General features: G+C 71.9%; 24 protein-coding genes. 7 read left to right on the top strand and 17 right to left on the bottom strand.

Annotation, left to right across the window (positions count from 1 at the left end):
* Window positions 1-50 precede the first annotated feature (50 nt).
* The 3 genes from ACE1OC_RS32525 to ACE1OC_RS32515 all read right to left on the bottom strand — a co-directional run bounded on the left by ACE1OC_RS32525 (window position 51) and on the right by ACE1OC_RS32515 (window position 2,859).
* Window positions 51-719, bottom strand: a complete 669-nt coding sequence (locus ACE1OC_RS32525; protein ID WP_382974455.1) for a methionine ABC transporter permease — start codon at window positions 717-719, stop codon at window positions 51-53.
* Entirely contained in the window at window positions 716-1,801 is a 1,086-nt protein-coding gene (locus tag ACE1OC_RS32520) for a methionine ABC transporter ATP-binding protein (RefSeq protein WP_407839990.1), read from the bottom strand. The genes ACE1OC_RS32525 and ACE1OC_RS32520 overlap by 4 nt, the downstream gene beginning before the upstream one ends.
* A gap of 374 nt (window positions 1,802-2,175) precedes the next feature.
* The gene (locus tag ACE1OC_RS32515; RefSeq protein ID WP_407839989.1) at window positions 2,176-2,859 is read right to left on the bottom strand and encodes an HAD-IA family hydrolase; all 684 of its coding nucleotides are present in this window, start codon (window positions 2,857-2,859) and stop codon (window positions 2,176-2,178) included.
* 68 nt (window positions 2,860-2,927) lie between these two features.
* Between ACE1OC_RS32515 and ACE1OC_RS32510 the strand changes: the two genes are divergently transcribed.
* Both ACE1OC_RS32510 and ACE1OC_RS32505 read left to right on the top strand, forming a co-directional pair.
* Window positions 2,928-3,296 (top strand): hypothetical protein, encoded by a 369-nt coding sequence (locus ACE1OC_RS32510; protein ID WP_407839988.1) that lies wholly within the window; start codon window positions 2,928-2,930, stop codon window positions 3,294-3,296.
* Window positions 3,289-3,723, top strand: a complete 435-nt coding sequence (locus ACE1OC_RS32505; RefSeq protein ID WP_407839987.1) for a hypothetical protein — start codon at window positions 3,289-3,291, stop codon at window positions 3,721-3,723. The genes ACE1OC_RS32510 and ACE1OC_RS32505 overlap by 8 nt, the downstream gene beginning before the upstream one ends.
* Here the strand turns inward: ACE1OC_RS32505 and ACE1OC_RS32500 are convergent.
* From ACE1OC_RS32500 to ACE1OC_RS32490, 3 genes are all read right to left on the bottom strand, one after another.
* Window positions 3,720-4,226, bottom strand: a complete 507-nt coding sequence (locus ACE1OC_RS32500) for a GNAT family N-acetyltransferase (RefSeq protein ID WP_407839986.1) — start codon at window positions 4,224-4,226, stop codon at window positions 3,720-3,722. The genes ACE1OC_RS32505 and ACE1OC_RS32500 overlap by 4 nt on opposite strands.
* 37 nt (window positions 4,227-4,263) lie before the next feature.
* Window positions 4,264-4,788: an RNA polymerase sigma factor gene (locus ACE1OC_RS32495; RefSeq protein WP_407839985.1), complete on the bottom strand. Its 525-nt coding sequence runs from the start codon at window positions 4,786-4,788 to the stop codon at window positions 4,264-4,266.
* Between the two features lie 121 nt (window positions 4,789-4,909).
* Window positions 4,910-6,097: a glycerophosphodiester phosphodiesterase gene (locus ACE1OC_RS32490; protein WP_407839984.1), complete on the bottom strand. Its 1,188-nt coding sequence runs from the start codon at window positions 6,095-6,097 to the stop codon at window positions 4,910-4,912.
* Between the two features lie 306 nt (window positions 6,098-6,403).
* Here ACE1OC_RS32490 and ACE1OC_RS32485 point away from each other — a divergent pair, with 306 nt between their 5' ends.
* Window positions 6,404-7,033, top strand: coding sequence for a lysophospholipid acyltransferase family protein (locus ACE1OC_RS32485; RefSeq protein WP_250744673.1), 630 nt, complete (start codon window positions 6,404-6,406; stop codon window positions 7,031-7,033).
* A 13-nt stretch (window positions 7,034-7,046) separates the two neighbouring features.
* Here ACE1OC_RS32485 and ACE1OC_RS32480 read toward each other — a convergent pair whose 3' ends face one another.
* From ACE1OC_RS32480 to ACE1OC_RS32470, 3 genes are all read right to left on the bottom strand, one after another.
* Window positions 7,047-8,525: a membrane-associated oxidoreductase gene (locus ACE1OC_RS32480; protein WP_407839983.1), complete on the bottom strand. Its 1,479-nt coding sequence runs from the start codon at window positions 8,523-8,525 to the stop codon at window positions 7,047-7,049.
* A gap of 80 nt (window positions 8,526-8,605) precedes the next feature.
* Complete coding sequence (locus tag ACE1OC_RS32475; protein WP_407839982.1) at window positions 8,606-10,150, bottom strand: MFS transporter; 1,545 nt, start codon at window positions 10,148-10,150, stop codon at window positions 8,606-8,608.
* The gene (locus tag ACE1OC_RS32470) at window positions 10,147-10,698 is read right to left on the bottom strand and encodes a TetR/AcrR family transcriptional regulator (protein ID WP_351377871.1); all 552 of its coding nucleotides are present in this window, start codon (window positions 10,696-10,698) and stop codon (window positions 10,147-10,149) included. Before ACE1OC_RS32470 ends, ACE1OC_RS32475 begins: the two co-directional genes overlap by 4 nt.
* An 85-nt stretch (window positions 10,699-10,783) precedes the next feature.
* Here ACE1OC_RS32470 and ACE1OC_RS32465 point away from each other — a divergent pair, with 85 nt between their 5' ends.
* Window positions 10,784-11,299 (top strand): HAD domain-containing protein, encoded by a 516-nt coding sequence (locus tag ACE1OC_RS32465; RefSeq protein ID WP_407839981.1) that lies wholly within the window; start codon window positions 10,784-10,786, stop codon window positions 11,297-11,299.
* Between the two features lie 166 nt (window positions 11,300-11,465).
* Here the strand turns inward: ACE1OC_RS32465 and argH are convergent, their stop codons facing one another.
* The gene (argH, locus tag ACE1OC_RS32460) at window positions 11,466-12,896 is read right to left on the bottom strand and encodes an argininosuccinate lyase (protein WP_407839980.1); all 1,431 of its coding nucleotides are present in this window, start codon (window positions 12,894-12,896) and stop codon (window positions 11,466-11,468) included.
* Window positions 12,897-12,993: 97 nt separating this feature from the next.
* Window positions 12,994-14,187 (bottom strand): argininosuccinate synthase, encoded by a 1,194-nt coding sequence (locus ACE1OC_RS32455; protein ID WP_407839979.1) that lies wholly within the window; start codon window positions 14,185-14,187, stop codon window positions 12,994-12,996.
* 134 nt (window positions 14,188-14,321) lie between these two features.
* On the opposite strand from ACE1OC_RS32455, the gene ACE1OC_RS32450 reads away from it, so the two are divergent.
* From ACE1OC_RS32450 to ACE1OC_RS32440, 3 genes are read left to right on the top strand one after another with little or no spacing between them, the layout of a single operon-like run.
* Window positions 14,322-17,264 carry a hypothetical protein gene (locus ACE1OC_RS32450; protein ID WP_407839978.1) on the top strand — a complete coding sequence of 981 codons (2,943 nt, stop codon included), beginning with the start codon at window positions 14,322-14,324 and terminating at the stop codon, window positions 17,262-17,264.
* 43 nt (window positions 17,265-17,307) lie between these two features.
* The gene (locus ACE1OC_RS32445) at window positions 17,308-17,889 is read left to right on the top strand and encodes a pyridoxamine 5'-phosphate oxidase family protein (RefSeq protein ID WP_250744665.1); all 582 of its coding nucleotides are present in this window, start codon (window positions 17,308-17,310) and stop codon (window positions 17,887-17,889) included.
* Window positions 17,890-17,895: 6 nt separating this feature from the next.
* Complete coding sequence (locus tag ACE1OC_RS32440) at window positions 17,896-18,597, top strand: L,D-transpeptidase family protein (RefSeq protein ID WP_407841750.1); 702 nt, start codon at window positions 17,896-17,898, stop codon at window positions 18,595-18,597.
* Here the strand turns inward: ACE1OC_RS32440 and ACE1OC_RS32435 are convergent.
* The 6 genes from ACE1OC_RS32435 to argC form a co-directional block, all read right to left on the bottom strand.
* On the bottom strand, window positions 18,584-19,534 hold the full coding sequence (locus tag ACE1OC_RS32435) for a hypothetical protein (protein ID WP_407839977.1): 951 nt from the start codon (window positions 19,532-19,534) through the stop codon (window positions 18,584-18,586). The genes ACE1OC_RS32440 and ACE1OC_RS32435 overlap by 14 nt on opposite strands.
* 77 nt (window positions 19,535-19,611) lie before the next feature.
* Complete coding sequence (locus ACE1OC_RS32430; RefSeq protein WP_407839976.1) at window positions 19,612-20,151, bottom strand: arginine repressor; 540 nt, start codon at window positions 20,149-20,151, stop codon at window positions 19,612-19,614.
* 22 nt (window positions 20,152-20,173) lie between these two features.
* Entirely contained in the window at window positions 20,174-21,373 is a 1,200-nt protein-coding gene (locus ACE1OC_RS32425; protein WP_407839975.1) for an acetylornithine transaminase, read from the bottom strand.
* Window positions 21,370-22,338 carry an acetylglutamate kinase gene (gene argB, locus ACE1OC_RS32420; RefSeq protein WP_407839974.1) on the bottom strand — a complete coding sequence of 323 codons (969 nt, stop codon included), beginning with the start codon at window positions 22,336-22,338 and terminating at the stop codon, window positions 21,370-21,372. Before argB ends, ACE1OC_RS32425 begins: the two co-directional genes overlap by 4 nt.
* A complete protein-coding gene (gene argJ / locus ACE1OC_RS32415) occupies window positions 22,335-23,507 on the bottom strand; it encodes a bifunctional glutamate N-acetyltransferase/amino-acid acetyltransferase ArgJ (RefSeq protein ID WP_407839973.1) in 1,173 nt (390 codons plus the stop codon). Before argJ ends, argB begins: the two co-directional genes overlap by 4 nt.
* The gene (gene argC / locus ACE1OC_RS32410) at window positions 23,504-24,532 is read right to left on the bottom strand and encodes an N-acetyl-gamma-glutamyl-phosphate reductase (RefSeq protein ID WP_407839972.1); all 1,029 of its coding nucleotides are present in this window, start codon (window positions 24,530-24,532) and stop codon (window positions 23,504-23,506) included. Before argC ends, argJ begins: the two co-directional genes overlap by 4 nt.
* Window positions 24,533-24,675 lie beyond the last annotated feature (143 nt).

Below are 24,675 nucleotides of genomic sequence, written 5' to 3'. Positions count from 1 at the left end.
AAGTGCGGGCTTTCTTGGGGAAAGTTGGTTTATGTCCGGCTCAGGCCGGTTCAGGCTGTCCGACCGCGCCGGGCGAGGAGGCGTACCACGCCGTCGCCGATGAGCTGGATCACCGTGACGAGCACGATCAGCACCACGACGGTCGCGATCATGAAGCCGGTCTCGAAGCGCTGGAAGCCGTACGTGATGGCCTTGGAGCCGAGGCCTTCGCCGCCGACCGCGCCGGCCATGGCCGAGTAGCCGATCAGCGTGATCACGGTGGTGGTGACGGCCGCGATCAGCGAGGGCAGCGCCTGCGGGAGGAGCACCTTGCCGACGAGCGTCGGGATGCCGCCGCCCATGGACTCGACGGCTTCGATCAGGCCGTGGTCCACCTCGCGGACGGCGGTCTCGACGAGCCGGGCGAAGAAGGGGATGGCGCCGATGGCGAGCGGGACGATCATGGCCGTGGGGCCGATGAACGTGCCGACGATCGCCGTGGTGACCGGGATCAGGAAGATCAGCAGGATGATGAACGGCAGCGAGCGGCCCATGTTCACGATCACGCCGAGGATCTTGTTGACCGCGCGGTTCTGGAGCAGGCCGCCCTTGTCGGTCAGGACGAGCAGGATGCCGATGGGCAGTCCGCCCAGGATGGTCACCAGGGCGGACCACAACACCATGTAGAGGGTGTCGAAGGTGCCCTGCGTGAGCAGCGGCTGCATTTCGGACCAGGTCACTTCGCACCATCCTTGACCAGCTCGGCCAGTTCGCCGTCGACGTCGACGCCGCCGTCCACGACTGCGTCCGCGTCCCCGTCCGCTTCCACCACGTCCACCTGCAGGCCCTGCTCGCGCAGGAAGCCGACGGGTACGACGTTGTCCTCGTAGCGGCCGGGCAGCTCGATGCGCATGCGGCCGATCTGCCGGCCTGCGACGGTGTCCATCGCGGCACCGAGGATCGATATGTCGATGTTGTAGGTGCGTGCCAGCTGGGAGATGACCGGCTGGGTCGCGGTCTCGCCGTGGAAGGTGACGTCGATGACCGTGTGCTCGCTCGTGGTGGCGGACCCGGTCAGCGGGAACAGTTCGTGGGCGAGCTCGGAGCCGGGGGTGGCCAGCAGCTCGGTGACGGTACCGGCCTCGATGATCCGGCCCCCCTTCATCAGTGCGGCCGAGTCGCAGACGGACTTGACCACGTCCATCTCGTGCGTGATGAGCAGGACGGTCAGGCCCAGCCGGCGGTTGAGGTCGCGCAGCAGCTGGAGGATCTGGCGGGTGGTCTCGGGGTCCAGGGCGCTGGTGGCCTCGTCGGAGAGCAGCACCTTGGGGTCGCCCGCCAGGGCGCGGGCGATGCCGACGCGCTGCTTCTGTCCGCCGGAGAGCTGACCGGGGTAGGACTTGGCCTTGTCGGCGAGGCCGACGAGGTCGAGCAGTTCGGCGGCCTTGCGGGAGCGCTCGCGGCCGGAGATCCCGAGGATCTCCAGGGGCAGTTCGATGTTGCCCTGGACGGTGCGCGAGGACAGCAGGTTGAAGTGCTGGAAGACCATGCCGATGCGGCTGCGGGCCTCGCGGAGCTCCTTGCCGGCGCGGCGGCCGCGGCCGGCGAGGGCGGTGAGGTCGACCCCGTCCACGGACACGGTGCCGGCGGTGGGGCGCTCGAGCAGGTTCACACAGCGGATCAGGGAGGACTTTCCGGCGCCGCTCTGGCCGATGACTCCGTAGACCTCGCCCTCGCGGACGTGCAGGTCGACGCCGTCCAGGGCGGTGACCTCGCGGCCACGGGACTGGTAGACCTTCGTGAGGCCCGATGTGGTGATCACAGGATTTCCGTCGCTGTCGAGTGCGCGGCGCAGCGGGTGCCGGGCACGGGGCAAACATCTGGGGACGCGATACGGGGCGAACCATCGGAAATCGACGGCTTCGGCGCATGCGCGGGGCAGGAGCGTTCCGGGTTCACACGGGGGTGCCGGGAGCTGCTCGGCCGGTCTCGCTTCGGGGCGTGAGACCTGGGGCAGGGGCCCTCAGAAGGCGCGCATTCGACACATACAACGAGCACCGGGCGTCATCGTCGCCTCGGTCGCAAGGGTGCGGCTGCTCGTCGTGGTCATGGGCCCAGTAAACCAGACGTTCCCCGTCACCGATCAAAGGCGTCCGAATAGCGGACGGATTTCGGCCGCATACCGGACAACACCGGTCAGGGCCGATCGTCCGTCTCGATCGTCACGCCATCGGCTCCGACCAGCACGGACACGGCCGAGAGGTCCCGTACGACCACGTCCGCGTCGAGTTCGGCGACCGGGTGCGTTGTGGTCAAGGCCACGGTGGTCATCCCGGCCGCGCGGCCCGCGGCCAGACCGGCGGGGGCGTCCTCGAAGACCGCGCAGCGGGCCGGGTCCACGCCGAGCCGGGCGGCCGCCAGCAGGAAGGGCTCCGGGTCGGGCTTGCCGCGGGTGATGTCGTCGGCGGCCACCATCTCCGCGAAGTCGATGCCGACCTCCCGCAGCCGGGCCTCGGCCAGCGGCCGGGTCGCGGAGGTGACCACGGCCCAGCGGCCGGCGGGAAGGGCGGAGAGCAGTTCCTTGGCGCCGGGGAGCAGCACCACGCCGCCCGCCCCTCCCGTCACGTCTTCGGTTTCCAGCACCTCGATCCGGGCGAGCGCCCCGGCCCGTACGTCCTCGGGCAGGAGGTCGGCGATGATCTCCGCGGCCGGGCGGCCGTGGAGTTCCACCGCGGCGAAGTCCTCGTCGGTGATCCCGTACTCCCGGGCCCAGCGGGTCCAGCAGCGGTGCACCGACTCCATCGAGGAGACGAGCGTGCCGTCGTTGTCGAACAGCAGCGCGTCGAATTGCGGGCCGAGCTTCCCGTGCAGCAGCTTCATGCCTTCAAGGAAAGCCCCCGGGCAGGGGTGAGCGCATCGGGTCTTTCGGCCCGTAATACCCTCGCTGCATGCTCGACGCCCTGACGGTCGCCATCGGCGTGGCCGCACTCGCCCTCGCCGCCTGGTGCGGTTTCGCCGCCTGGCGGGACCAGCCGACCAAGGACTGGCACTTCATCGGCATGGCCGTGGTGACCGTACTGGTCCTGGCCCAGCTGGTGATCGGCCTGGTCCAGCTCTCACGCGGCGAGAAGCCCGGCCAGGGCACGGTGCTCTTCCTGGCCTACCTGGTGGGCGCCTTCGCGACCATCCCGGCGGCGGGGTTCCTCTCACTGAGCGAGCGGACCAAATGGGGCTCGGTGACGGTGGCCGCGGGAGCGGTCGTGCTCGCCGTGCTCGAAGTACGGCTCTACGACATCTGGGGAAACACCGGTGCCTGATACCGACACGGACGCCACGGCCGCCGCCACCCCGCCGGCCGGGCGCAAGCGACTGGTGACCGGGCCCGGGGTGCTGCTGGTCTGGTTCTACGGGGTGATCACCGTCGGCGCGGTCTCGCGCTCGATCTACCAGATCTCCACCGAGTTCGACCGGGCCCCGCTCGCGTACTCGCTGTCGGCCGTGGCCGCGCTCGTCTACGCCTTCATCACGTACTCGCTCGTGCGCGGCGGGGAGACGGCCCGCAAGGCGGCGCGGATCTGCTGCGCCGCCGAGCTGGTCGGCGTGCTCGTCGTGGGCACCTGGACCCTGGCGCGGCCCGAGGCCTTCCCCGACGCGACCGTGTGGTCGGACTTCGGGATGGGCTACCTGTTCATCCCGGTGATCCTGCCGATCACCGGGATGCTCTGGCTCAGGACCAAGCGTTAGGCGCTGACCGCGAAGTCGGTGGCCTCCTTGGCCTCCTTCTCCAGGATCACCAGGCGGACGCCGTCGGACGCGGTGCGCCCGCCGACCTGGGTGTAGCCGGCCTTGCGGTAGAGCCGCAGGTTCGACTCGCTCTTGTGGCCGGTGTACAGCCGGAAGCGGGTGGTCGCGTCGTTGCCGGACAGGGCCGCCTCGACCGCGTTCAGCAGCCGGGCGCCGAGACCGTGGCCCTGGAGCCGGGGGTGCACGCAGAGCTTGGCGATCTTGCCGGTGCCCTCGTCGTCGACGGTTCCGCGCACGGCGCCGACGATCTCCTCGCCGAGCCGGGCCACCAGAACGGTGTCCGAGGCCAGTTCGGCCTTGAGGGAGTCCAGGGACTGGGTGAGCGGCTGGATGCGGTAGTTGCCGTACAGCTCGGCCTCGCTCTGGAACGCCAGATACTGCAGTTTGATGATCTGCTCGGCATCCTCGGCAGTTGCCGCCGAAATGGTCACGCTCATGCCCATGTGCGCATGCCTCCCGCTCACCTGGTGGCCTGTTGGTCTACCGCTCCATTCCCCGCAGGGCCGGAGCCGCAACCTCTACGGCCAGCATTCTGCGCAGACATCCCAGGCAACGGGAACGGACGGGCCCCAAACTTCCTTGTGAGATACCCAACTCTCCTGCGATTTCACGGTAAGTGAGGTCCCTGGGCGAAAGAAGTGCCCTCATGAGCTCCGGACACCTTCCGGGCAATCGGGCGACCGCCGATCGGAGGGCCCGGTTCTCCTCCCCGTGCAGGAGGGCGTCTTCCGGTTCCACGCCCGTGCTGGTACGGGTCCCCGCGCCGTACGGGACTTCGCGCCGAGCCCGGCGCCGCGCCCGGCGGGCCTCCCCGCGCACCGCACGGCGCAGCCAGTCGGCGGGTTCCGCGGGGATGCGCCGGTGCTCCAGCAGCCTGACCCAGACGGCTTGCTCCAGATCGTCGGCGTCCACCCCGGTGCCGGTGGTCTCGGCCGCCGCCTCGGCCGCGAGCAGCGGGCGGAGCGTTTCGAGCAGGTCGGGGAGATCAGCCTTCAGCAGGTCCATGCCGGGCGGGACGCGAAGGCCGTGCCGGGCGGTTTCCCCGCCGGGCACGGCCCACTCGTACGAGAAGCTCCGGTCGGGCGTTGACGGCCTGCCGTCGACGCCCGGCCCTTGGTCCCCGCGTCTAGCCCTTGTCCCCACGGCCCGGGCGGAAGGCCTCCGCCGCGAGCAGTCCGGTGTCGGGCTGGTCGGTGAAGATGCCGTCGATGCCCTGTTCGAAGTAGGCCTTGAAGGCGCCGAAGGCATCGCCGTACGCCGTCGGGTCGGTGCCCTTGCGGTAGTCGGCCGGCAGGAAGTTGTTCTCGTTGCGCGCGGTGTAGGGGTGCAGGATCAGCCCCTGCGCGTGGGCGTCCGCGACCAGGGTGGTCGGGGCGCCGAGCTTGCCCGCGGCGTCGCGCGGCAGGATCAGGTCCATGGTCGGCCCGATGCCCTGGGCGAAGCCGGCGATCCACCGGAGCCCCTCCGGCTTGACCAGATCGGCGACCGTCCGCGGATCCTTGGCCAGCTCGAAGTCCCACGGGCGGGTGCCCGCCGCCGAGAGGAGCACCACCCGCGGGGCGGAGACCAGCCGGGAGAGCCGCTGGATGCTGGAGGGTTCGAAGGACTGCAGGAAGAGCGGGGCGCCCCGGCCGTCGCGCCCGTAGCGGCGCAGCAGCTTGGCGAGGGGCTCTTCCAGCCCGAGGCCGAGGCCCCGGAAGTAGCTGGGGTGCTTGGTCTCCACGTGCAGCCACACGCGCTTCCCGCGCCGGCGGCCCTCGCGGTCGGCCCAGCGGAGCACCTCTTCGAAGGTGGGGACGTCCCAGCGGCCGTCGTAGAGGGTGTTGCGCTGCCGGAGGGCGGGGATGCGTTCCTTCGCGCGCAGGGTCTTCAGCTCGGCGAGGGTGAAGTCCTCGGTGAACCAGCCGGTGACCGCGACCCCGTCGACCGTCTTGGTGGTCCTGCGGGACGCGAAGCCGGGGTGGTCGGCGACGTCCGTCGTGCCGCCGATCTCGTTCTCGTGGCGGCACACCAGGTGGCCGTCCTTGGTGGGCACGAGGTCCTGTTCGACGACGTCGGCGCCGAGGTCGAGCGCGAGCTGGTAGGAGCCGAGCGTGTGCTCGGGCCGGTAGCCGCTGGCTCCCCGGTGTCCGATGACCGTCGGCACGGGCAGGTCCCGGTAACCGCCGCCCGGCCGGCCTCCCGGGCCTCCCCCGTGACCGTTCTCCGCCGCCGCGGCCGAACCGGCGCCCGCCGCGAGTCCGCCGAAGGCTCCGCCCGCCGCGACGACGGCCGCGCCCAGTACCGTGCGCCGTGCTGCCCCACCCTGCGTCATGAGTGCCTCTCCCCCTCGGACAAGGGCCGGGCGTCCCGGGATCTCCGGGGCCTGCGGCCCGAATCCGCGTGCCGATGGTAGGCAAGCGTCGGTGGCGGGCGGGGGTGCGCGGGCGGAACGTGGCGGAAACGTGCGTCAACACTGCGTATCCACCTCGTGAACCCGATGTGCGATCAGAGCGGACCCGCGAGTATCGTCCTCACCTGCACTACCGCCGCGTGGTGGGTGCGAGAACCCTAGCTTTTCGATGCCGGAGGGCCCACGTTGTTCCGTACGCGCCTGATCAAAGCCACTGTCGGACCCGTCATGCGCCTGATGTTCCGCACCCGCGTCGAGGGCATCGAGAACATTCCGGGCACCGGGCCGGTGATCCTCGCGGGCAACCACCTCACCTTCATCGACTCGATGATCCTGCCGCTGGTGTGCGACCGCACGGTCCACTTCATCGGCAAGGACGAGTACGTGACCGGCAAGGGCATCAAGGGCCGGGCGATGGCCTGGTTCTTCACCGGCGCCGGCATGATCCCCGTGGACCGCGACGGGGCCAACGGCGGAGTCGCCGCCCTGATGACCGGCCGCCGGATCCTCGAAGAGGGCAAGATCTTCGGCATCTACCCCGAGGGCACCCGCTCCCCCGACGGCCGCCTCTACCGGGGCCGCACCGGCATCGCCCGCCTGACCCTGATGACCGGCGCGCCCGTCGTCCCCTTCGCGATGATCGGCACCGACAAGCTCCAGCCCGGCGGCGCCGGCATGCCGCGCCCGGGCCGGGTCACCGTCCGGTTCGGCGAGGCGATGGAGTTCTCCCGGTACGAGGGCATGGACCGCGACCGCTACGTGCTGCGCGCCGTCACCGACTCGGTGATGGCCGAGGTCATGCGGCTCTCCGGCCAGGAGTACGTGGACATGTACGCGACCAAGGCCAAGGCCGCGTAGCCCCCACGGCCGGCTACTGCCGTTGCAGTGACCGGCTGACGCCCGCCGCGGTCGTCGTGGCGAGGATCCAGCCGGTCACGATCAGCAGGTACGACAGCCACTGGTACCAGCCGTCGGGCGCGAAGGGCGCCTCCTGCCCGAAGCCGATGATCGGCAGCATCAGGTCGATCGTGTAGAACACCGGGTTGAAGTCCGGTGCCTCCCCCTGCTTCAGTTCCCGGGGCGGGTGGAGCCCGTACGCGACGGTTCCCGTGATCAGCAGCGCCAGCAGCCAGCCCGCGGCGCGCAGCGGCCGGAACCCGTAGCCCACGGTGACGTCCTGGAGCAGACCCCAGACCCTGGCGGCCCGGGGCAGGGTGCGGCGGTGCCGCCGCAGTTTGGCGAGCAGGACGGTCCGCGCTGCCGCCTCGTCGCCCGCCGTCCGGTAGGCCGTGGCGAGCTGTTCGTAGGCGTGCGGAAGGTAGCCCGACTCCTCGCGCTCCAGCACGGGCAGCCGCTGCTCGGCGGGAACGTGCGGGCTGAGGGCGCGGTAGACGAGTCCCGCGATGCGGATCTGCGGCGGCCAGGTCTCGGGCGTGATGTGGAGCAGGTCGAACTGGGAGCGGCGCAGGTTCACTCCGCCCTGGATGGTCGGGCAGTTGCGCAGCCACACCTCGCCGGCGACACAGCTGGAGGCGCGCAGGGCGACCCCGCCGGGGTTGCTGAGGCGGGCGTAGGCGAGGTTGAGCTGGCCCGGTATCCGGGAGCCGGTGAGGTTGATCCGGCCGCGGGCCTCCAGCCGCATGGCGCGCAGGTCCGTGCCGACGTTGAGGATCTCGGCGTGCAGCGCGGTCGCGCCGGGGGCGAGGAGCCGGGCGTCGTCGAAGTTGATCTGGCCGCCGACGGTCGCGCCGTTGATGCGGGTCTGGCCGTGGACGGTGAGCTCCATGGCGATGACGTCGGTTCCGATGTCGGCGTGGTTGAACTGGAGCGCCGCCTCCTGGCCCTCCTCGGCCGGGCCCGCGATGCCGATGACGGCCTTCCGCAGGAAGAGCCCGCCGGCTATCCGGGCACCGGCGAGGCGTACCGGCCCGGTGATGCGGCAGCAGGACAGCTTCAGCGCGATGTCGACGGTGACGGTGGAGGCGGTCAGGCCGGGCAGGGCCGAGTCGCTCAGTGAGACGATCCTGAGCCGGGCGCCGTAGAGGAGGGGTTTGCGCTCGAACCAGCAGGCCCGAAGCCGGATCGCGTGCTCGATGTCGGCGTACTTGAGGTTGAGCTTGCCGGTGATCCGGGCGCCGCGGACGTTCAGCCCGGGCACCTGCCCGTCGAGCGGGACCGCGCCGCGCAGCAGCAGGTGGGCGAGGACTTCGGCGCGTACGGTCCGCTCGGGTCCCCACGCGGCGCCGTCGGTGGCCTCCTCGGTGCGGTCCTCCCGGAAATCGACGCCTTCCCCGCGGGGGAAGGCGTCCCATACGCGGCGCTCCGCCGGGGTCAAGTCGGTGATCTCCATCGCCGGGATGGTGTCCCGCGCGTCGACGGACTGTCAACTCCGCTTGGGACACCCGTCCCTGTCGTGGCGTCAGTGGGGCGTCAGTGCTCGATGCCCTCTTGGAGCTCCTGTCCCTTGAGCAGGAACCAGGCGGCCACGGCGGCGGCCAGCAGGACGGCCGCCCCCACTCCGGAGGCCAGCCGCAGGCCGTCCACGAAGGCCACCTGGGCGGCGCCGACCATCTGCTCGGCGGTCTGCGGGTCCAGCGACTTGGCCGCTTCGACGGCGCCGCCGAGCGATTCGTGGGCGGCGTCGGCGACGGGGCCGCTGACGGAGGCCGGGGCGGTGAAGCCCTGGTAGACGCCGGTGACGACCGAGCCGAGCAGGGCGATGCCGAGGGCGGCGCCCAGTTCGTAGGCGGTCTCGGAGACGGCCGAGGCGGAGCCGGCCTGCTCCTTGGGGACGCTGGAGAGGATCACGTCGGCGGTGACCGTGAAGGAGAAGCCGGCGCCGAGGCCGACGATGAGCAGGGCCGCGCCGAGCAGCGGGTAGCCGGTCTCCTTGTGGATCACGGTCAGCGCGGCGAGCGCGATGCCGATGGCGGCGAGGCCTCCCGTCACGATGACCCGTACCCCGTACTTGCGGGCGTACTTGCCCGCGACCAGACCGGTGGCCACGGCGCCGATGGCGGCGGGCAGTTCCGCGAGGCCCGCTTCGAGCGGGTCTCGGCCCTGGACGAGCTGGAGGAACTGGGAGAGGAAGAAGACCAGTCCGGACAGGCCGAAGACGGTGAGCAGGTCGGCGAGGACCGCGCCGGAGAAGCCGCGGTGCTTGAAGAGCCGCATGTCCAGGAGCGGGGACGTCAGCGCGAACTGGCGTCGTACGAAGGTGTAGAGCGCGCCCGCTCCGATGACGGCGGCCGCCCACACCTCCCAGCCCATGCCGTGGGTGGCGACCTGCTTGACGGCGTAGACCACGCCGATGATGCCGACGAGGGAGAGGGCGACGCTGAACAGGTCCCAGGGGCCGGCGACCGGGTTCTTGGACTCGGGCAGCAGCTTGATGCCGACGATGACGAGGACGATCATCACGGGGAGGTTGATGAGGAAGACCGAGCCCCACCAGAAGTGCTGGAGCAGGGCTCCGCCGACCACCGGGCCGACGGCCGCACCGGCCGAGGCGGTGGCGCCCCAGATGCCGATGGCGAGGCTGCGCTCCTTGGGGTCGTGGAAGATGTTGCGGATCAGCGCGAGGGTGGAGGGCATCAGGGTCGCGCCGGCCACGCCGAGCAGGGCCCGGGCGATGATCATCATCTCGGGGCTGGTGGCGTAGGCGTTGAGGACCGAGACGGCGCCGAAGGCGGTCGCGCCGACGAGGAGGAGCTTCTTGCGGCCTATCCGGTCGCCGAGGGAGCCCATGGAGACGAGCAGGCCGGCGATGACGAAGGAGTAGATGTCGCCGATCCACAGGAGCTGGGTGCCCGACGGCTTCAGGTCCTCGCTGAGGGCCGGCGTGGCGAGACCGAGCACCGTGGCGTCGACGGCGACCAGCAGGACGGCCAGCACGAGCACGGAGAGCGCGAGCCAGCGCCCTCGCTTCTTCCCTTCCGCCCCCTTCGCATGCGTCAGCTGTTCGGTTCGGCTCATTTCTCCACACTCCGTCGTGCGCCACCGAGCAGCAACTCGGTGATCATGTACTGAAAGTCCTTGGCCGCGACCCGGCCGTCCATGACGGCCCAGGCGCAGGCGCCGATGAGGCTGTAAAGGGCCTCGGTGAGCCAGGCGGGGCTCAGGTCGATGCGGATGTCGCCCTCCTGCTGGCCGCGCCGGAACAGCGCGCCGACGCGGGCGTCGAGGCGGGCCCAGCCCTCGTTGACCTGGTCTCCCTCGAAGAGCTGGTTCTCGGTGACGAGGAAGGCCAGCAGCTCGGCGTTGGGCTCCGCCTCGGCGACGAGCCTGCGGAGCGCGTCGATCGCCGTGCCCTCGTCGAGGCGGGCATTGTCGAAGGCCACCTCGAACTCCCGGATGCCGAGCTCTTCGAGCGCCCGTACGAGGGCGTCGCGCCCGGCGAAGTGCCGGTGGAGGGTCGCGCGGCCGATGCCGGCGGCCTTCGCGACCTCGTCCATCGTGGCGGTCGATTTGCGGGAGAGCAGGGCGGCGGCGGCGCGGAGCACCTGATCACGATCCATGGCCATGAGACAAGCATAGCCCGAATGAGACGTTGCCGTCTCACTGAATAAATGACGCGCCCCTCCGGGCACGGAGAGGAATCCTGTCGGGATGAGCCCGAAGCCCCTGCTGCTGATCGACGTGGACGGACCGCTGAACCCCTACGCGGCCAAGCCCCAGCGGCGCCCCGAGGGCTACCGCACGCACCGGATGCGACCGTCGGGCTGGACCGGCGCCGAGAGCGCGAAGCCGCTGCGGGTCTGGCTGAATCCGGACCACGGGACGGAGCTGCTCGCGCTCGCGGATGCGTACGAGCTCGTCTGGGCCACCACCTGGAAGGGCGAGGCGAACGAGTGGATAGGCCCGCAGCTGGGCCTGCCGGAGCTGCCCTGGATCGACTGGCCCCAGATGCACGGGCGCGCTCCGCGCGGGACCTTCTGGAAGACCCAGTACATCCTGGAGTACGCGGGCGAGCGGCCCTTCGCCTGGATCGACGACGACATCACGGACATGGACCGCGCGTACGTGGAACAGCGCCACCCCGCGCAGGCGCTGCTCCTGCGGATCGACGAGCGGATCGGGCTGGTCCGGGCCGACTTCGACGCGCTGGCGGACTGGGCCGCGTGATGACGAACTGCAAGAAGCCGGCCCTCGGCGCCGCGGCGGACAGATCCTCGGCGGGCAGGGCATCACCGGGACCAACAAGTTCGGCATCGGCCGCTACACCATCACCGGACACGCCGGAGGGGCGGCCGGGGCCCGAGGGCCCCGGCCGCCCCTCCGGGCACCACCGTCAGTTCTTGTGCGCCGCCCAGGCGTGCTGGATGACCAGGTCGGCCTTCAGCTCCGTGAGCTGGATCGCGACCGCCGACGGGGCGGTGCCGCCGCGGCCGTCGCGGGAGGCCAGCGCGCCCTTGACGTTGAGGACCGTACGGACCTCCGGGGTCAGGTGCTCCGAGATCTTCGCGAACTGCTCGTCCGTGAGCTCGTCGAGCTCGATGCCGAGCCCCTCGCACTCCTTGACGCACTCGCCGGCCACCTCGTGCGCCACCCGGAACGGCACGCCCTGCTTGACCAGCCACTCCGCGATGTCGGTGGCCAGCGAGAAGCCGGCCGGAGCCAGCTCCTCCATCCGCTCCCGGTTGATCGTGAGGGTGGCCATCATCCCGGTGAAGGCCGGCAGCAGGACTTCGAGGGTGTCGCAGGAGTCGAAGACCGGCTCCTTGTCCTCCTGGAGGTCCCGGTTGTAGGCCAGGGGAAGGGCCTTCAGGGTGGCCAGCAGGCCCGTCAGGTTGCCGATGAGACGGCCCGACTTGCCGCGCGCCAGCTCCGCGATGTCCGGGTTCTTCTTCTGCGGCATGATCGACGACCCGGTGGAGAAGGCGTCGTGCAGGGTCACGAAGGAGAACTCCTTCGTGTTCCAGATGATGATCTCCTCCGCGATCCGGGACAGGTTGATCCCGATCATCGCGGTGACGAAGGCGAACTCGGCGACGAAGTCGCGCGAGGCCGTGCCGTCGATGGAGTTGCCGACCGAGCCGCGCTCGAAGCCCAGGTCGGCGGCGACCGCCTCCGGGTCCAGGCCGAGCGAGGAGCCCGCCAGGGCGCCCGAACCGTACGGGGACACCGCGGTCCGGGTGTCCCACTGCCGCAGCCGCTCCGCGTCCCGGGACAGGGCCTGCACGTGGGCCAGTACGTGGTGGGCGAAGAGCACCGGCTGCGCGTGCTGAAGGTGGGTCCGGCCCGGCATGGCCACGTCGGCGTGCGCCTCGGCGAGGCCGACCAGCGCGTCCTGGAGATCGGCGACGAGGCCGCCGATGATCCGGGCGTGGTCGCGCAGGTACATGCGGAAGAGGGTGGCGATCTGGTCGTTGCGCGACCGGCCGGCGCGCAGCTTGCCGCCGAGGTCGGCGCCGAGCCGCTCCAGCAGGCCCCGCTCCAGTGCGGTGTGGACGTCCTCGTCGGCGATGGTGCCGACGAAGGAGCCGTTCGCCACGTCGACCGCGAGCTGGTCCAGGCCGGCGATCATGCGGCCGAGCTCGTCGGCCGTGAGCAGGCCCGCCTTGGCGAGCACGCGGGCGTGGGCCTTGGAGCCCGCGATGTCGTACGGGGCCAGGCGCCAGTCGAAGTGGACCGACGCGGACAGCTTCGCGAGGGCCTCGGCGGGGCCGTCGGCGAACCGAGCGCCCCAGAGCCGGACGTCACCACCGTTGTTGCTGCTCACAGCTACTGCTCCTCAAGAACGTGCATGGCTTCGGATGTGCAACCGCCTCCCCGCCGCGGAGGTAACGGGGAGGCGGTTCGTACTGCAAGGGTAGGGATCAGGCGAGGTCGCGGCGGGCCGCGATCTTCGAGGACAGGCCGAAGATCTCGATGAAGCCCTGGGCCTTCGACTGGTCGAAGGTGTCGCCCGAGTCGTAGGTCGCGAGGTTGAAGTCGTACAGCGATTCCTCGGACTTGCGGCCCGTCACGACCGCGCGGCCGCCGTGCAGGGTCATCCGGATGTCGCCGCTGACGTGCTGGTTGGCCTCGTTGACGAATCCGTCCAGCGCGCGCTTGAGCGGGGAGAACCACAGGCCGTCGTAGACCAGCTCGCCCCAGCGCTGCTCGACCTGCCGCTTGTAGCGGGCCAGCTCGCGCTCGACGGTGACGTTCTCCAGCTCCTGGTGGGCGGTGATCAGCGCGATCGCGCCCGGGGCCTCGTACACCTCGCGGGACTTGATGCCCACGAGCCGGTCCTCGACGATGTCGATCCGGCCGATGCCCTGGGCGCCGGCGCGCTCGTTGAGCTGCTGGATGGCCTGGAGCACGGTGACGGGCTTGCCGTCGATGGCGACGGGGACGCCCTCCTTGAAGGAGATGACGACCTCGTCGGCCTCGCGCGACAGGGCCGGGTCCGCGGTGTACTCGTAGATGTCCTCGATCGGCGCGTTCCAGATGTCCTCCAGGAAGCCCGTCTCGACGGCGCGCCCGAAGACGTTCTGGTCGATGGAGTACGGGGACTTCTTGGTGGTCGCGATCGGCAGGTTCGCCTTCTCGGCGAAGGCGATGGCCTTGTCGCGGGTCATCGCGTAGTCGCGGACCGGGGCGATGCACGTGAGGTCGGGGCCGAGGGCGGCGATGCCGGCCTCGAAGCGGACCTGGTCGTTGCCCTTGCCGGTGCAGCCGTGGGCGACGGTGGTGGCGCCGTGCTTGCGGGCGGCGGCCACGAGGTGCTTGACGATGGCCGGCCGCGAGAGGGCCGAGACCAGCGGGTAGCGGTCCATGTAGAGGGCGTTCGCCTTGATCGCCGGGAGGCAGTACTCGTTCGCGAACTCGTCCCTGGCGTCGGCGACCTCGGCCTCGACGGCGCCGCAGTCGAGCGCCCGCTTGCGGATGACGTCCAGGTCCTCGCCGCCCTGACCGACGTCCACCGCGACGGCGATGACCTCGGCGCCCGTCTCCTCGGCGATCCAGCCGATGGCGACGGAGGTGTCCAGACCGCCTGAATAGGCGAGTACGACGCGCTCGGCCACGGGGTTCTCCTTACACGGTGCATCCGCCGTCACGTCCAACAGCGGTAGGCATAACTATGCACTGCTCTGTATGTTTCGTCAATCGACGGAATAAGGGGAGGTCAGCGAGCATGCCGGCCACCTAGAGTGCGCGAATGAAGATGCTCCCGCCCTTGTCCCGGACCGCGTTTCACTCCCCCGCCGAGCGCCTGCTGCACGGCAAGAGCCCCGCGCGCGCCCTCGACGGCGACGGCGCGCGGGACTGGGCGGAGCTCGACACGAGCGCCTATCGGGCCACCATCGACCGCTACGAGGGCTGGAGGACATCCGGCACCGTCCGGGTGGGCCCGCACCGCTTCGACGACCGCGAGATCGCCGACTGGAGCACCGCCCCGCACTGGCACGACGGACACGGAGTGACCTGGGCCGCCACGCCCCCGGCCGCCCCCGAGCTCGCGCTCTGCCTGGGCCACGCCGACCCCCGGGTGCGCGAGGCCGCGCTCGAGCGGGCGGCCGGGCGGCCCGAGGTGCTGTCGCTGGTGCTGATCCGGTGCGCCGACACGGAGGAGCCGGTACGGGAGCGGGCGCGGGCGGTGCTGACCGCGGAACTGGGCGCGGCCGGGGCCGCCGACGCCGATCTCGTGCACACCCTGGTGCCCCTCGCCCTGCTCGTGAGCCCGCGCCGGTACGGCGCCTGGGCCTGGGAGCTGCTCCTGGAGCTGCTCGGCTCACCGCCCGCCGCCCTGATCGTCGAGCTGACGCACGACCCGGACCCGGGGACCCGCTTCGCCGCCGTCCGGGCCGCGCTGGCCCACGGACTGCTCCCGGCGGACCGGATCGCGGACCTCACCGCGGACCCCGACGCGCGCAACCGCCTGGCGGCGCTGCACTCCGGGGAGCTCCCGGCCGAGCGGACGGCCCGGCTCGTGCTCACCGGGCAGACCCCCGAGGTCCGCCGGGAGGCCCTCGCCCTGGCCCTGGAGGCCGGGTCCCTGACGCCCGAACAGCTCCTGGAAACCGCCGCCGCGAGCCGGGACCGGGTGGTGCGCAGGCGCTGCGAGGAGGCCGCCCGGGCCGCCTCGGACACCCGCGCCACCTCCCTGCCCGGCCGCCTGATCGACTCCCTGCTCGCCCAGGGCCGCGCGTCCCTGCGCGCCACCGCCGTCCGCGCCCTGCGCCCCGCCGGGCGGGGCGGTGAGGCGGCCGCACACCTGGCGGACCCCGCGGCGCCGGTCCGGGAGGCCGCCCGGGACGAGCTGCGTGCCACCGGGCAGGACCCGCTGGCCCACTACCGCACGCTGTGCGCGGACTCCCCCGTGCCCGGGGCGGTGTTCGGGCTGGCCGAGACCGGGGACGCCTCGGACCTGCCCCTGCTGCGGCTCCTCGCCCGGTCCCCCGAAGGGCGGATACGGGCCGCTGCCGTCCACGGGCTGCGCAGGCACGACGCCACGACGCCGGAAGAGCTGCTGCCCTACCTGGCCGACCCGCATCCGCCCACCGTCCGGGCGGCACGCTCGCTGGTGGTCCCGTACGCGCAGACCCGGCCGGAGTCCTGGCTGCTGGAGCTGTTCGCCCCCGGGCGGCCCGAGTCCGTGCGGGTCGCGGCCCTGGCCCTGCTGGAACTGCGCCCGCTGCTGGTCCGGCGCCGGATCGCCCGCTCCCTGACCTCCCACCGGGACCCCGCCGTGCGCGGCTGGGCCCGGAAGCTGCTCCAGCAGCACCTGAGGTCGGACGAGGAGACGGGCCGGCACGCGGCGCTGGACCTCGCGACGGGGACACCCCTGGACGAAGCCGTCGACACCGAGGACCCGGCCGCCTGGTCCGCACTGGACATCGGGATGCGGACCATGGCTTCCTACGGGCCGGAGGCGCTCGCCTCCCGATCCGCGACCGCCCTGTGCCACTGGGACGGGCGGATCCGGGAGCGGGCCGTCGCCGAAGCCGCGGGCACCCCCGAGCTGCTGCCGCTGGTCGTCCTGCGCTGCGCCGACTGGACCCCGCAGGTCCGGGCGGCCGCCCGGCGCGTCCTCACCGGTGCGCTCCGGGACGACGGGGAGGCCACCCTGCGCGCCCTGACCCCGATGGTGATGCACCTGGCGAAGCGCCGACAGGGCCGCTGGGCCGCCGAGGCGTTCGAGGCCGCGCTGCGCGAGCCCCGGTACGCGGCGGTCCGGGCGCAGCTGTGCGCCCACCGCGACCTGCGGACCCGCCGGGCGGCCGTACGGATCACCCTGGAGGCCGCGGACTCCTACGCGCCCCTCGACCTGGCCCGGCGCGCCGCCGGGGAAGCGGACGCGGTCCTGCGGGACGTGTGGACGCGGGCCGCGCTGGCCGCCCTGGCCGCGCGCGGCTCCGAGGACTCCGCGGTCGACGCGCTGCTGGCCTCCCGCGCCGGGTTCGTGCGGGCGGCGGGCGTCACCGCCCTGCGCGCGGCCGGCCGGGCCGGCGAGGCCTCCCGGCACCTCGCCGACCCGTCGGGGACGGTCCGGGCCTGCGCCCGGTGGCTGCTCCGGCAGGACGGGGCCGACGCGCGCGCCGCGTACCTGCGGCTGTGCGCGGACTCCCCGGCCCCCGGGGCCGTGCTGGGGCTCGCGGAGTGCGGCGAACGGGCGGACTCCGCCGTGCTGACCGGCCTGCTCGGCGACCGGGACGGCCGGGTCCGGGCGGCGGCCGTCGCGGGGCTGCGGCTGCTCGACGAGCCCGGACCCGGCCCGGAGGCGCTGACCGCGCTGCTGGACGACCCGTCACCGGCGGTGGTCCGGGAGGTCACCCGGTCGCTGCGGCCGGTGGCCGACCGGCTGCCGACGGAACCGCTGGTGGCACGCGCCCTGCGGGACCGCCCCGCGCACCTGCGCAGGGCCGCACTGCGGCTGCTGGCCGCCCAGGGCGCCGACGAGGGGTTGTCGGCACTGACCGCCGCGCTGGGCGCCCCGGACCGGGCACTGCGGCGCGTCGCGCTGGACTTGCTGCGGAAGTGGGACTGGCAGGCGACGGCCCGCCGGGAGACCTTCGAACCGAAGGAGCTGTGGACCCTGTACCAGCAGTACTACTTCAAGCTCGACTGGAACGAGATGCGCAGGACCCGTCTCATCTGGTGAAAATGCGGCCCTGCCCCACCCTCGCCGCACCGATAATCGGATCATGGGAAAGCTCTACGACCGCATTGACGGCAGGCTCCGCACCTTCATCGAAGAACAGCCGATCTTCTTCACCGCCACCGCCCCGCTGTCCGGCGACGGACACATCAACCTCTCCCCCAAGGGCCGCGCCGGCACGCTCGTCGTCATCGACGAACAGACCCTCGCCTACCTGGACTTCGGCGGCAGCGGCGCCGAGACCATCGCGCACGTCCGCGAGAACGGCCGCATCACGCTGATGTGGTGCGCGTTCAGCGGACCGCCGAACATCGTGCGCATCCACGGCGACGGCGAGGCCGTCTTCCGCGACGACCCGCGCTGGGACGGGCTCGTCGAGCTGTTCGGGGAGGCCGACGGGCCCGCGGCGCGCGCGGTCATCCTCGTCAAGGCCCGCCGGATCGCGGACGTGTGCGGGTACGCCATCCCCTTCATGGAGTACCAGGGCGAGCGCACGCTCCACGCGGAGTACTTCGGCCGCAAGACGGACGAGGAGTTCAACGCCTACTGCGAGAAGAAGGAGTTCATCGGAGTGAGCGTCGACGGCCTGCCTGCGCTGCCGCTGCCCCTTCCGCCCCGTACCGTCTGACATGTGCTGCGTACCGCGTTCCTCGCCGCCTCACTGATCGTCACCAGCCTGCTGGTACAGGGCCGCCCCGACGGCGGCCTGCCGCCGCTGCCCTCCCGGCTCGCCGACACCGGCGGCGGCAGCCAGCTGATCACCGCCGTGGCTCCGGCCCCCGGCTCCACGACCGGGCGCCTGACCTGGTGGGACCGGTGGGCGGGGCGCTGGCACGCGGTGGGGAGCGCGCCCGCCCGCTTCGGCGCGAACGGGCTGACCGAGGGCGCCACCCGGACCCAGGGCACGAACACCACCCCGGCCGGCCTGTACGCGCTGCCCTACGCCTTCGGGATCGCGCACGCCCCTGCCGGTACGGCGTACCGCTACCGGCGGGTGGCCCCCGACTCCTGGTGGTGCCAGGACAATGCCTCGGAGAGCTACAACCGCTGGGTGGAGCCACTGCCCGCGGACTGCGCGCCCGGCGAGGCGGAGCACCTGACCACGTACACGACGCAGTACGCGCACGCGCTGGTCATCGCCTTCAACTACGAGCGCCCGGTACGGGGCCGGGGCGCGGGCATCTTCCTGCACGTGAACGGCAAGGGCGCGACGGCCGGCTGCGTCTCGGTCCCCGAGTACGCGATGCGCGCGGTGCTGCGCTGGGCGGACCCGCGCAGGCAGCCGCACATCGCGATCGGCACGGAGTCCGGCGACCTGGCCGTCACCCGGTACTAGGACCGGTACCGGGAGGGGCCCCGGGCCCGGACTCTTCGGCGGACGCGTCGGAGGCCCGGAAGTGGTAGGCGTCCGCCGACCAGTCGTCGTCCCACCAGCCGTCGTCGTCCGTGTCGTCGCCGTCCGTGTCGTCGCCGTCCGTGCCGGCACCGTCGTCGCCGACGGCCCGGTCGATGCCGCGCCACCTGCCGCGGTCATCGAGGCTCCTGACCAGGTGGAGCCGCTGCCGCTCGTCCAGGCCCTCGACGGCGGGGTGCCGTTCGGCGTGGATGCGGTCCCACAGGGGGTCACCGGACTCCGTACGGGCGCGGACCGCCTTGGCGGCGCCGCCGGCGTACCAGAGCAGACCCAGGCCGAGGGCGGTCACGCCCGAGGCGACCCATTCCAGGACACCGTGCGGGCTGGACACCACCAGCAGTTCGGCCGCGGCGATCCAGCACGTCACCAGCAGGACCACTCCCACACAACCGCAGCAGGCCCGGAAGCTGCCCTCTTCGACGACGGGCTGCCGCGGGCGCACGGGCAGCAGGGCCTCCCGCTCCTCGCGGTGGGCGAAGCGCACGGTCGCGTACTCCGCGTCGTGGCGCTCGATCCAGCCGATCGACACCGGCTCGGGATCATGGCGGCGCAAGGCCTCCAGCAGACCGGCGGGCACCGGGTGGGCGGGTATCGGACCGGGGCCGCGGCCCGCCTCCGTCAGGAGCACCGCCCCTTCCGCGTCGATGTCGAGCCGGCCGCCCCGGAGCAGCTCGGCGGCCGCCGCCCCGGACTCCTCGTTCTTCAGTGCGGCGGCGTGGTACGGCTCGAACTCCAGCGTGGCGACCCGCCCGAGGAAGGCTCGCCACAGCCGGGCCCGGCGCCGCCACCGCAGGCCGATGGTCCCGTAGACGGCGAGGGCCGCGGCGAACACCGATGCGGCGAGGACGACTTGGAGCACGTCCTGAGGCTACGGCCGCGGGCGCCGGACCCGGGAAGGGTTTTCCGGCGCCACGGACCGGACGGAGCCGCGGGGGCTCAGCCCTCCTTCTGCGCCAGCCTCAGCAGGTGGTCGGCGAGGGCCTGGCCGCCCGCCGGGTCGCGGCTGATCAGCATCAGGGTGTCGTCGCCCGCGATCGTCCCGAGGATGGCCTGGAGTTCGGCCTGGTCGATCGCGGAGGCGAGGAACTGGGCCGCACCCGGCGGGGTGCGCAGGACCACGAGGTTCGCGGAGGCCTCCGCCGAGATCAGCAGTTCGCCGGAGAGGCGCCGCATGCGCTCCTCCTTCGCCGACTCGCCGAGCGGCGCCTGCGGGGTGCGGAAACCGCCCTCGCTGGGAACCGCGTAGATCAGCTCGCCGCCGGTGTTGCGGATCTTCACCGCGCCGAGCTCGTCGAGGTCGCGGCTGAGCGTCGCCTGGGTGACGCTCAGCCCGTCGTCGGCGAGCAGCTTGGCCAGCTGGCTCTGGGAGCGGACCGGCTGCCGGTTGAGGATGTCCACGATCCGGCGGTGGCGGGCGGTGCGGGTCTGCGGAACGGACTGGCCGCCGTTCTGCTCGTGTTCCTGCGCCTGGCTCATCGTCGTCCCATTCCCCGATTGATCATCCGTCCACGTCCGCGGCGGACTTCGCTGCGTCCAGCACGCCGGGCAGGGCCTGGAGGAACACGTCCACCTCGGCCTCGGAGAGCACGTACGGGGGCATGAGCCGTACGACGTCGGGGGCGGGCGCGTTGACCAGGAAGCCGGCGTCCTGAGCCGCGCGCTGCACCTGCGGTGCGAGCGGCTCGGTCAGCACGATACCCAGCAGGAGGCCCGCGCCGCGGACGTGCGAGACGAGCGGGTGTGCGAATCCTTCGATTCCGCCCCGCAGGCGCTCGCCGCGCTCCTTGACTTGGTCGAGGAGTCCGTCGGAGGCGATGGTGTCGATCACCGCGAGGCCCGCGGCGCAAGCGATCGGGTTGCCGCCGAAGGTGGTGCCGTGCTGGCCGGGCTGGAGCAGGTCGGCCACGGGGCCGAAGGCGGCGACGGCGCCGATCGGCAGACCGCCGCCGAGACCCTTCGCGAGCGTGACGATGTCGGGCTCCACGCCCTCGTGGGCCTGGTGCTCGAACCACTGGCCGCAGCGCCCGATGCCGGTCTGCACCTCGTCGAGGACGAGCAGGGTGCCGGTGGCCCGGGTGATCTCACGGGCGGCCGTCAGATATCCGGCCGGGGGAACGACCACGCCGTTCTCGCCCTGGATCGGCTCGATGATCACGAACGCGGTCTCTTCGGTGACGGCGGCCCGCAGGGCCTCCACATCGCCGTACGGGACGTGCGTGACATCGCCGGGCAGCGGCAGGAAGGGGCCCTGCTTCGCGGGCTGGCCGGTGAGTGCGAGGGCGCCCATGGTGCGGCCGTGGAAGCCTCCGGAGGTGGACACCATGTGGGTCCGCCCGGTGAGCCGGCCGATCTTGAAGGCGGCCTCGACGGCCTCGGCACCGGAGTTGCAGAAGAAGACCTTGCCGGGGCGGCCGAAGAGCTGGAGCAGCCGCTCGCCGAGCGCGAGGACCGGCTCGGAGGCGTAGAGGTTGGACACGTGGCCCAGGGTGGAGATCTGCTCGGTCACGGCGGTGACGATGGCCGGGTGCGCGTGGCCGAGGGCGTTGACCGCGATGCCGCCGACGAAGTCGGTGTACTGCTTGCCGTCCGCGTCCCAGACCTGCGCTCCTTCGCCGCGTACGAGCGCCAGCGCGGGGGTGCCGTAGTTGTTGGTCAGCGCGCCCTGCCAGCGGGCGGCGAACTCCTGGTTGCCGGTCATGCGGGGTCCCCTCCCTGTGTCTGGACTTCCTGCGTCTGGACTGCCTGCGTCTGGACTTCCTGTGCGTCGAGTCCCTGGCCGTCGGGCACGACCATCGTGCCGATTCCCTCGTCCGTGAAGATCTCCAGCAGGATCGAGTGCTGGACCCGCCCGTCGATCACCCGCGCGGTGGTCACCCCGTTGCGGACGGCGTGCAGACAGCCCTCCATCTTCGGGACCATGCCGCTGGACAGCTCGGGCAGCAGCTTCTCCAGCTGGCTGACGGTGAGCCTGCTGATGACCTCGTCGCTGTTGGGCCAGTCCGCGTAGAGCCCCTCCACGTCGGTGAGGACCATCAGCGTCTCGGCGCCGAGCGCGGCGGCGAGCGCCGCGGCGGCCGTGTCCGCGTTCACGTTGTACACGTGGTGGTCGTCGGCGCTGCGCGCGATGGAGGAGATGACCGGGATCCGGCCGTCCGCCAGCAGCGCTTCGATCGCGCCGGTGTCGATGGCGGTGATCTCGCCGACCCGCCCGATGTCCACGCTCTCGCCGTCGATCTCGGGCAGGTGCTTGGTGGCGGTGATGGTGTGCGCGTCCTCGCCGGTCATGCCGACGGCCAGCGGCCCGTGCTGGTTGAGCAGCCCGACCAGCTCGCGCTGGACCTGCCCGGCCAGGACCATCCGTACGACGTCCATCGCCTCGGGCGTGGTGACGCGCAGACCCGCCTTGAACTCGCTGACCAGGCCCTGCTTGTCGAGCTGGGCGTTGATCTGCGGGCCGCCGCCGTGGACGACGACCGGCTTCAGACCGGCCTGGCGCAGGAAGACGACGTCCTGCGCGAAGGCCGCCTTCAGGTCCTCGTCGATCATGGCGTTGCCGCCGAACTTGATGACGACGACCTTGCCGTTGTGCCGGGTCAGCCAGGGCAGGGCCTCGATGAGGATCTCGGCCTTGGGCAGGGCGGTGTGCCTGCGTGCAGTGCTCATGAGGAGTACGCGCTGTTCTCGTGGACGTACTCGGCGGTCAGGTCGTTGGCCCAGATGACCGCGGACTGCGAACCGGTGGACAGGTCCGCGGTGATGCGGACCTCGCGGCCCTTCATGCTCACCAGGTCGCGGTCCTCGCCGACCGAGCCGTTCTTGCAGACCCAGACGTCGTTGATGGCGACGTTCAGCCGGTCCGGGTCGAAGGCGGCCTGCGTGGTGCCGATCGCGGACAGGACGCGGCCCCAGTTCGGGTCCTCGCCGTGGATGGCGCACTTGAGCAGGTTGTTCCGGGCGATGGACCGGCCGACCTCGACCGCGTCCTCCTCGGTGGCCGCGCCGATGACCTCGATGCGGATGTCCTTGCTGGCGCCTTCGGCGTCGCCGATCAGCTGGCGGGCCAGGTCGTCGCAGACCGTGCGCACGGCCTCCGCGAACGCCTCGTACGCCGGCACCTGGCCGGACGCGCCGGAGGCGAGCAGCAGCACCGTGTCGTTGGTGGACATGCAGCCGTCGGAGTCGACCCGGTCGAAGGTGGTGCGGGTCGCGGCGCGCAGCGCCTTGTCGAGGGTGGCGCTGTCCAGGTCGGCGTCGGTGGTGAGGACGACGAGCATGGTGGCCAGGCCCGGGGCGAGCATGCCGGCGCCCTTGGCCATGCCGCCGACGGTCCAGCCGTCCTGGCTCACCGTGGCCGTCTTGTGCACGGTGTCGGTGGTCTTGATGGCGATGGCCGCGGCCTCGCCGCCGTCGGCGGAGAGCGCGGCGGCCGCGGTCTCGATGCCGGGCAGCAGCTTGTCCATGGGGAGCAGGACGCCGATCAGGCCGGTGGACGCCACGGCGACCTCGCCGGCGTTGACGTCGCCGCCGAGACCGTGTCCGTTGAGAGTGGCGGCGACCTTCTCCGCGGTGGCGTGGGTGTCCTGGAACCCCTTGGGGCCGGTGCAGGCGTTGGCGCCGCCGGAGTTGAGGACGACCGCGCTGACCGTGCCGCCGCGCAGGACCTGCTCGGACCAGTGGACGGGCGCGGCCTTGACCCGGTTGGAGGTGAAGACGCCGGCCGCGGCCAGGCGCGGCCCGTTGTTGACCACGAGGGCCAGGTCGGGATTGCCGTTCGCCTTGATTCCGGCGGCGATGCCCGCCGCGGTGAACCCCTGTGCTGCCGTGACCGTCACGGTGCGACTCCGATCGTGGAAAGACCCAGGCTCTCGTGGAGCCCCAGGGCGATGTTCATGCTCTGGACCGCGCCGCCGGCGGTGCCCTTGGTCAGGTTGTCGATGGCGCTGATCGCGATGATCCGCTGCGCGGCCTCGTCGTACGCGACCTGGATCTGAACGGCGTTGGAACCGTAGACGGACGCCGTCGCCGGCCACTGGCCCTCGGGCAGCAGGTGCACGAAGGGCTCGTCCGCGTACGCCTTCTCGTACGCGGCACGGACCGCGTCGGCCGTGGTGCCCGGCAGCGCCTTGGCGGAGCAGGTGGCCAGGATGCCGCGGGGCATCGGCGCCAGCGTGGGCGTGAAGGAGACGGACACCCGCTGGCCGGCCACGGGGCTGAGGTTCTGCACCATCTCGGGCGTGTGGCGGTGGCCGCCGCCGACCCCGTACGGGCTCATGGAGCCCATGACCTCGGAGCCCAGCAGGTTCGGCTTGAGCGCCTTGCCGGCGCCGGAGGTGCCGGAGGCGGCGACGATCACGGCCTCGGGCTCGGCGAGCTGCGCGGCGTAGGCCGGGAACAGCGCGAGCGAGACGGCGGTCGGGTAGCAGCCGGGGACGGCGATGCGCTTGGAGCCGGCCAGGACGGCGCGGGCGCCCGGCAGCTCGGGAAGACCGTAGGGCCAGGTCCCGGCGTGCGGGGCGCCGTAGAACTTGTCCCAGTCGGCGGAGTCCTGGAGCCGGTGGTCGGCGCCCATGTCGACGACGAGGACCTCTTCGCCGAGCTGGGCGGCCACGGCGGCGGACTGCCCGTGCGGCAGGGCCAGAAAGACGACATCATGACCCGAGAGCACCTCGGGCGTGGTCGCCTCCAGAACGCGTCCGGCCAGCGGCACCAGGTGCGGCTGGAGCGCACCGAGCGGCTGCCCGGCGTTGGAGTTGGCGGTCAGCGCGCCGATCTCGACCTCGGGGTGGGCCAGCAGCAGGCGCAGCACCTCACCGCCCGCGTATCCGCTCGCACCGGCCACCGCTACACGTACCACCATCGGACCCTCCTCCTCGATGGCATGACTATACGTACGACCGCACGTTTATGCAAAGCAGTCACCTGGCCTTACTCCCCCAGTGTTACTCGCTTGTCCGTCCGATGATCACGGGTTACGTTCCCGGGGCATGTATCGGGGGATCA

The sequence above is a fragment of the Streptomyces stoeckheimensis genome (assembly GCF_045822005.1).
Classification (GTDB): Bacteria; Actinomycetota; Actinomycetes; order Streptomycetales; family Streptomycetaceae; genus Streptomyces; species Streptomyces stoeckheimensis.
Note: the sequence above shows the minus strand (reverse complement) of the source record. Positions and strands in the feature narration are given on the sequence as shown.

Excerpts from the sequence above, each read along its gene's own strand:
- ACE1OC_RS32515 (WP_407839989.1), bottom strand. The coding sequence starts at position 2,859 with ATGAAGCTGCTGCACGGGAAGCTCGGCCCGCAATTCGACGCGCTGCTG.
- ACE1OC_RS32510 (WP_407839988.1), top strand. The coding sequence starts at position 2,928 with ATGCTCGACGCCCTGACGGTCGCCATCGGCGTGGCCGCACTCGCCCTC.
- ACE1OC_RS32500 (WP_407839986.1), bottom strand. The coding sequence starts at position 4,226 with ATGGGCATGAGCGTGACCATTTCGGCGGCAACTGCCGAGGATGCCGAG.
- ACE1OC_RS32495 (WP_407839985.1), bottom strand. The coding sequence starts at position 4,788 with ATGGACCTGCTGAAGGCTGATCTCCCCGACCTGCTCGAAACGCTCCGC.
- ACE1OC_RS32490 (WP_407839984.1), bottom strand. The coding sequence starts at position 6,097 with ATGACGCAGGGTGGGGCAGCACGGCGCACGGTACTGGGCGCGGCCGTC.
- ACE1OC_RS32485 (WP_250744673.1), top strand. The coding sequence starts at position 6,404 with ATGCGCCTGATGTTCCGCACCCGCGTCGAGGGCATCGAGAACATTCCG.
- ACE1OC_RS32480 (WP_407839983.1), bottom strand. The coding sequence starts at position 8,525 with ATGGAGATCACCGACTTGACCCCGGCGGAGCGCCGCGTATGGGACGCC.
- ACE1OC_RS32475 (WP_407839982.1), bottom strand. The coding sequence starts at position 10,150 with ATGAGCCGAACCGAACAGCTGACGCATGCGAAGGGGGCGGAAGGGAAG.
- ACE1OC_RS32470 (WP_351377871.1), bottom strand. The coding sequence starts at position 10,698 with ATGGCCATGGATCGTGATCAGGTGCTCCGCGCCGCCGCCGCCCTGCTC.
- ACE1OC_RS32465 (WP_407839981.1), top strand. The coding sequence starts at position 10,784 with ATGAGCCCGAAGCCCCTGCTGCTGATCGACGTGGACGGACCGCTGAAC.
- ACE1OC_RS32450 (WP_407839978.1), top strand. The coding sequence starts at position 14,322 with ATGAAGATGCTCCCGCCCTTGTCCCGGACCGCGTTTCACTCCCCCGCC.
- ACE1OC_RS32445 (WP_250744665.1), top strand. The coding sequence starts at position 17,308 with ATGGGAAAGCTCTACGACCGCATTGACGGCAGGCTCCGCACCTTCATC.
- ACE1OC_RS32430 (WP_407839976.1), bottom strand. The coding sequence starts at position 20,151 with ATGAGCCAGGCGCAGGAACACGAGCAGAACGGCGGCCAGTCCGTTCCG.
- ACE1OC_RS32425 (WP_407839975.1), bottom strand. The coding sequence starts at position 21,373 with ATGACCGGCAACCAGGAGTTCGCCGCCCGCTGGCAGGGCGCGCTGACC.
- argB (WP_407839974.1), bottom strand. The coding sequence starts at position 22,338 with ATGAGCACTGCACGCAGGCACACCGCCCTGCCCAAGGCCGAGATCCTC.
- argC (WP_407839972.1), bottom strand. The coding sequence starts at position 24,532 with ATGGTGGTACGTGTAGCGGTGGCCGGTGCGAGCGGATACGCGGGCGGT.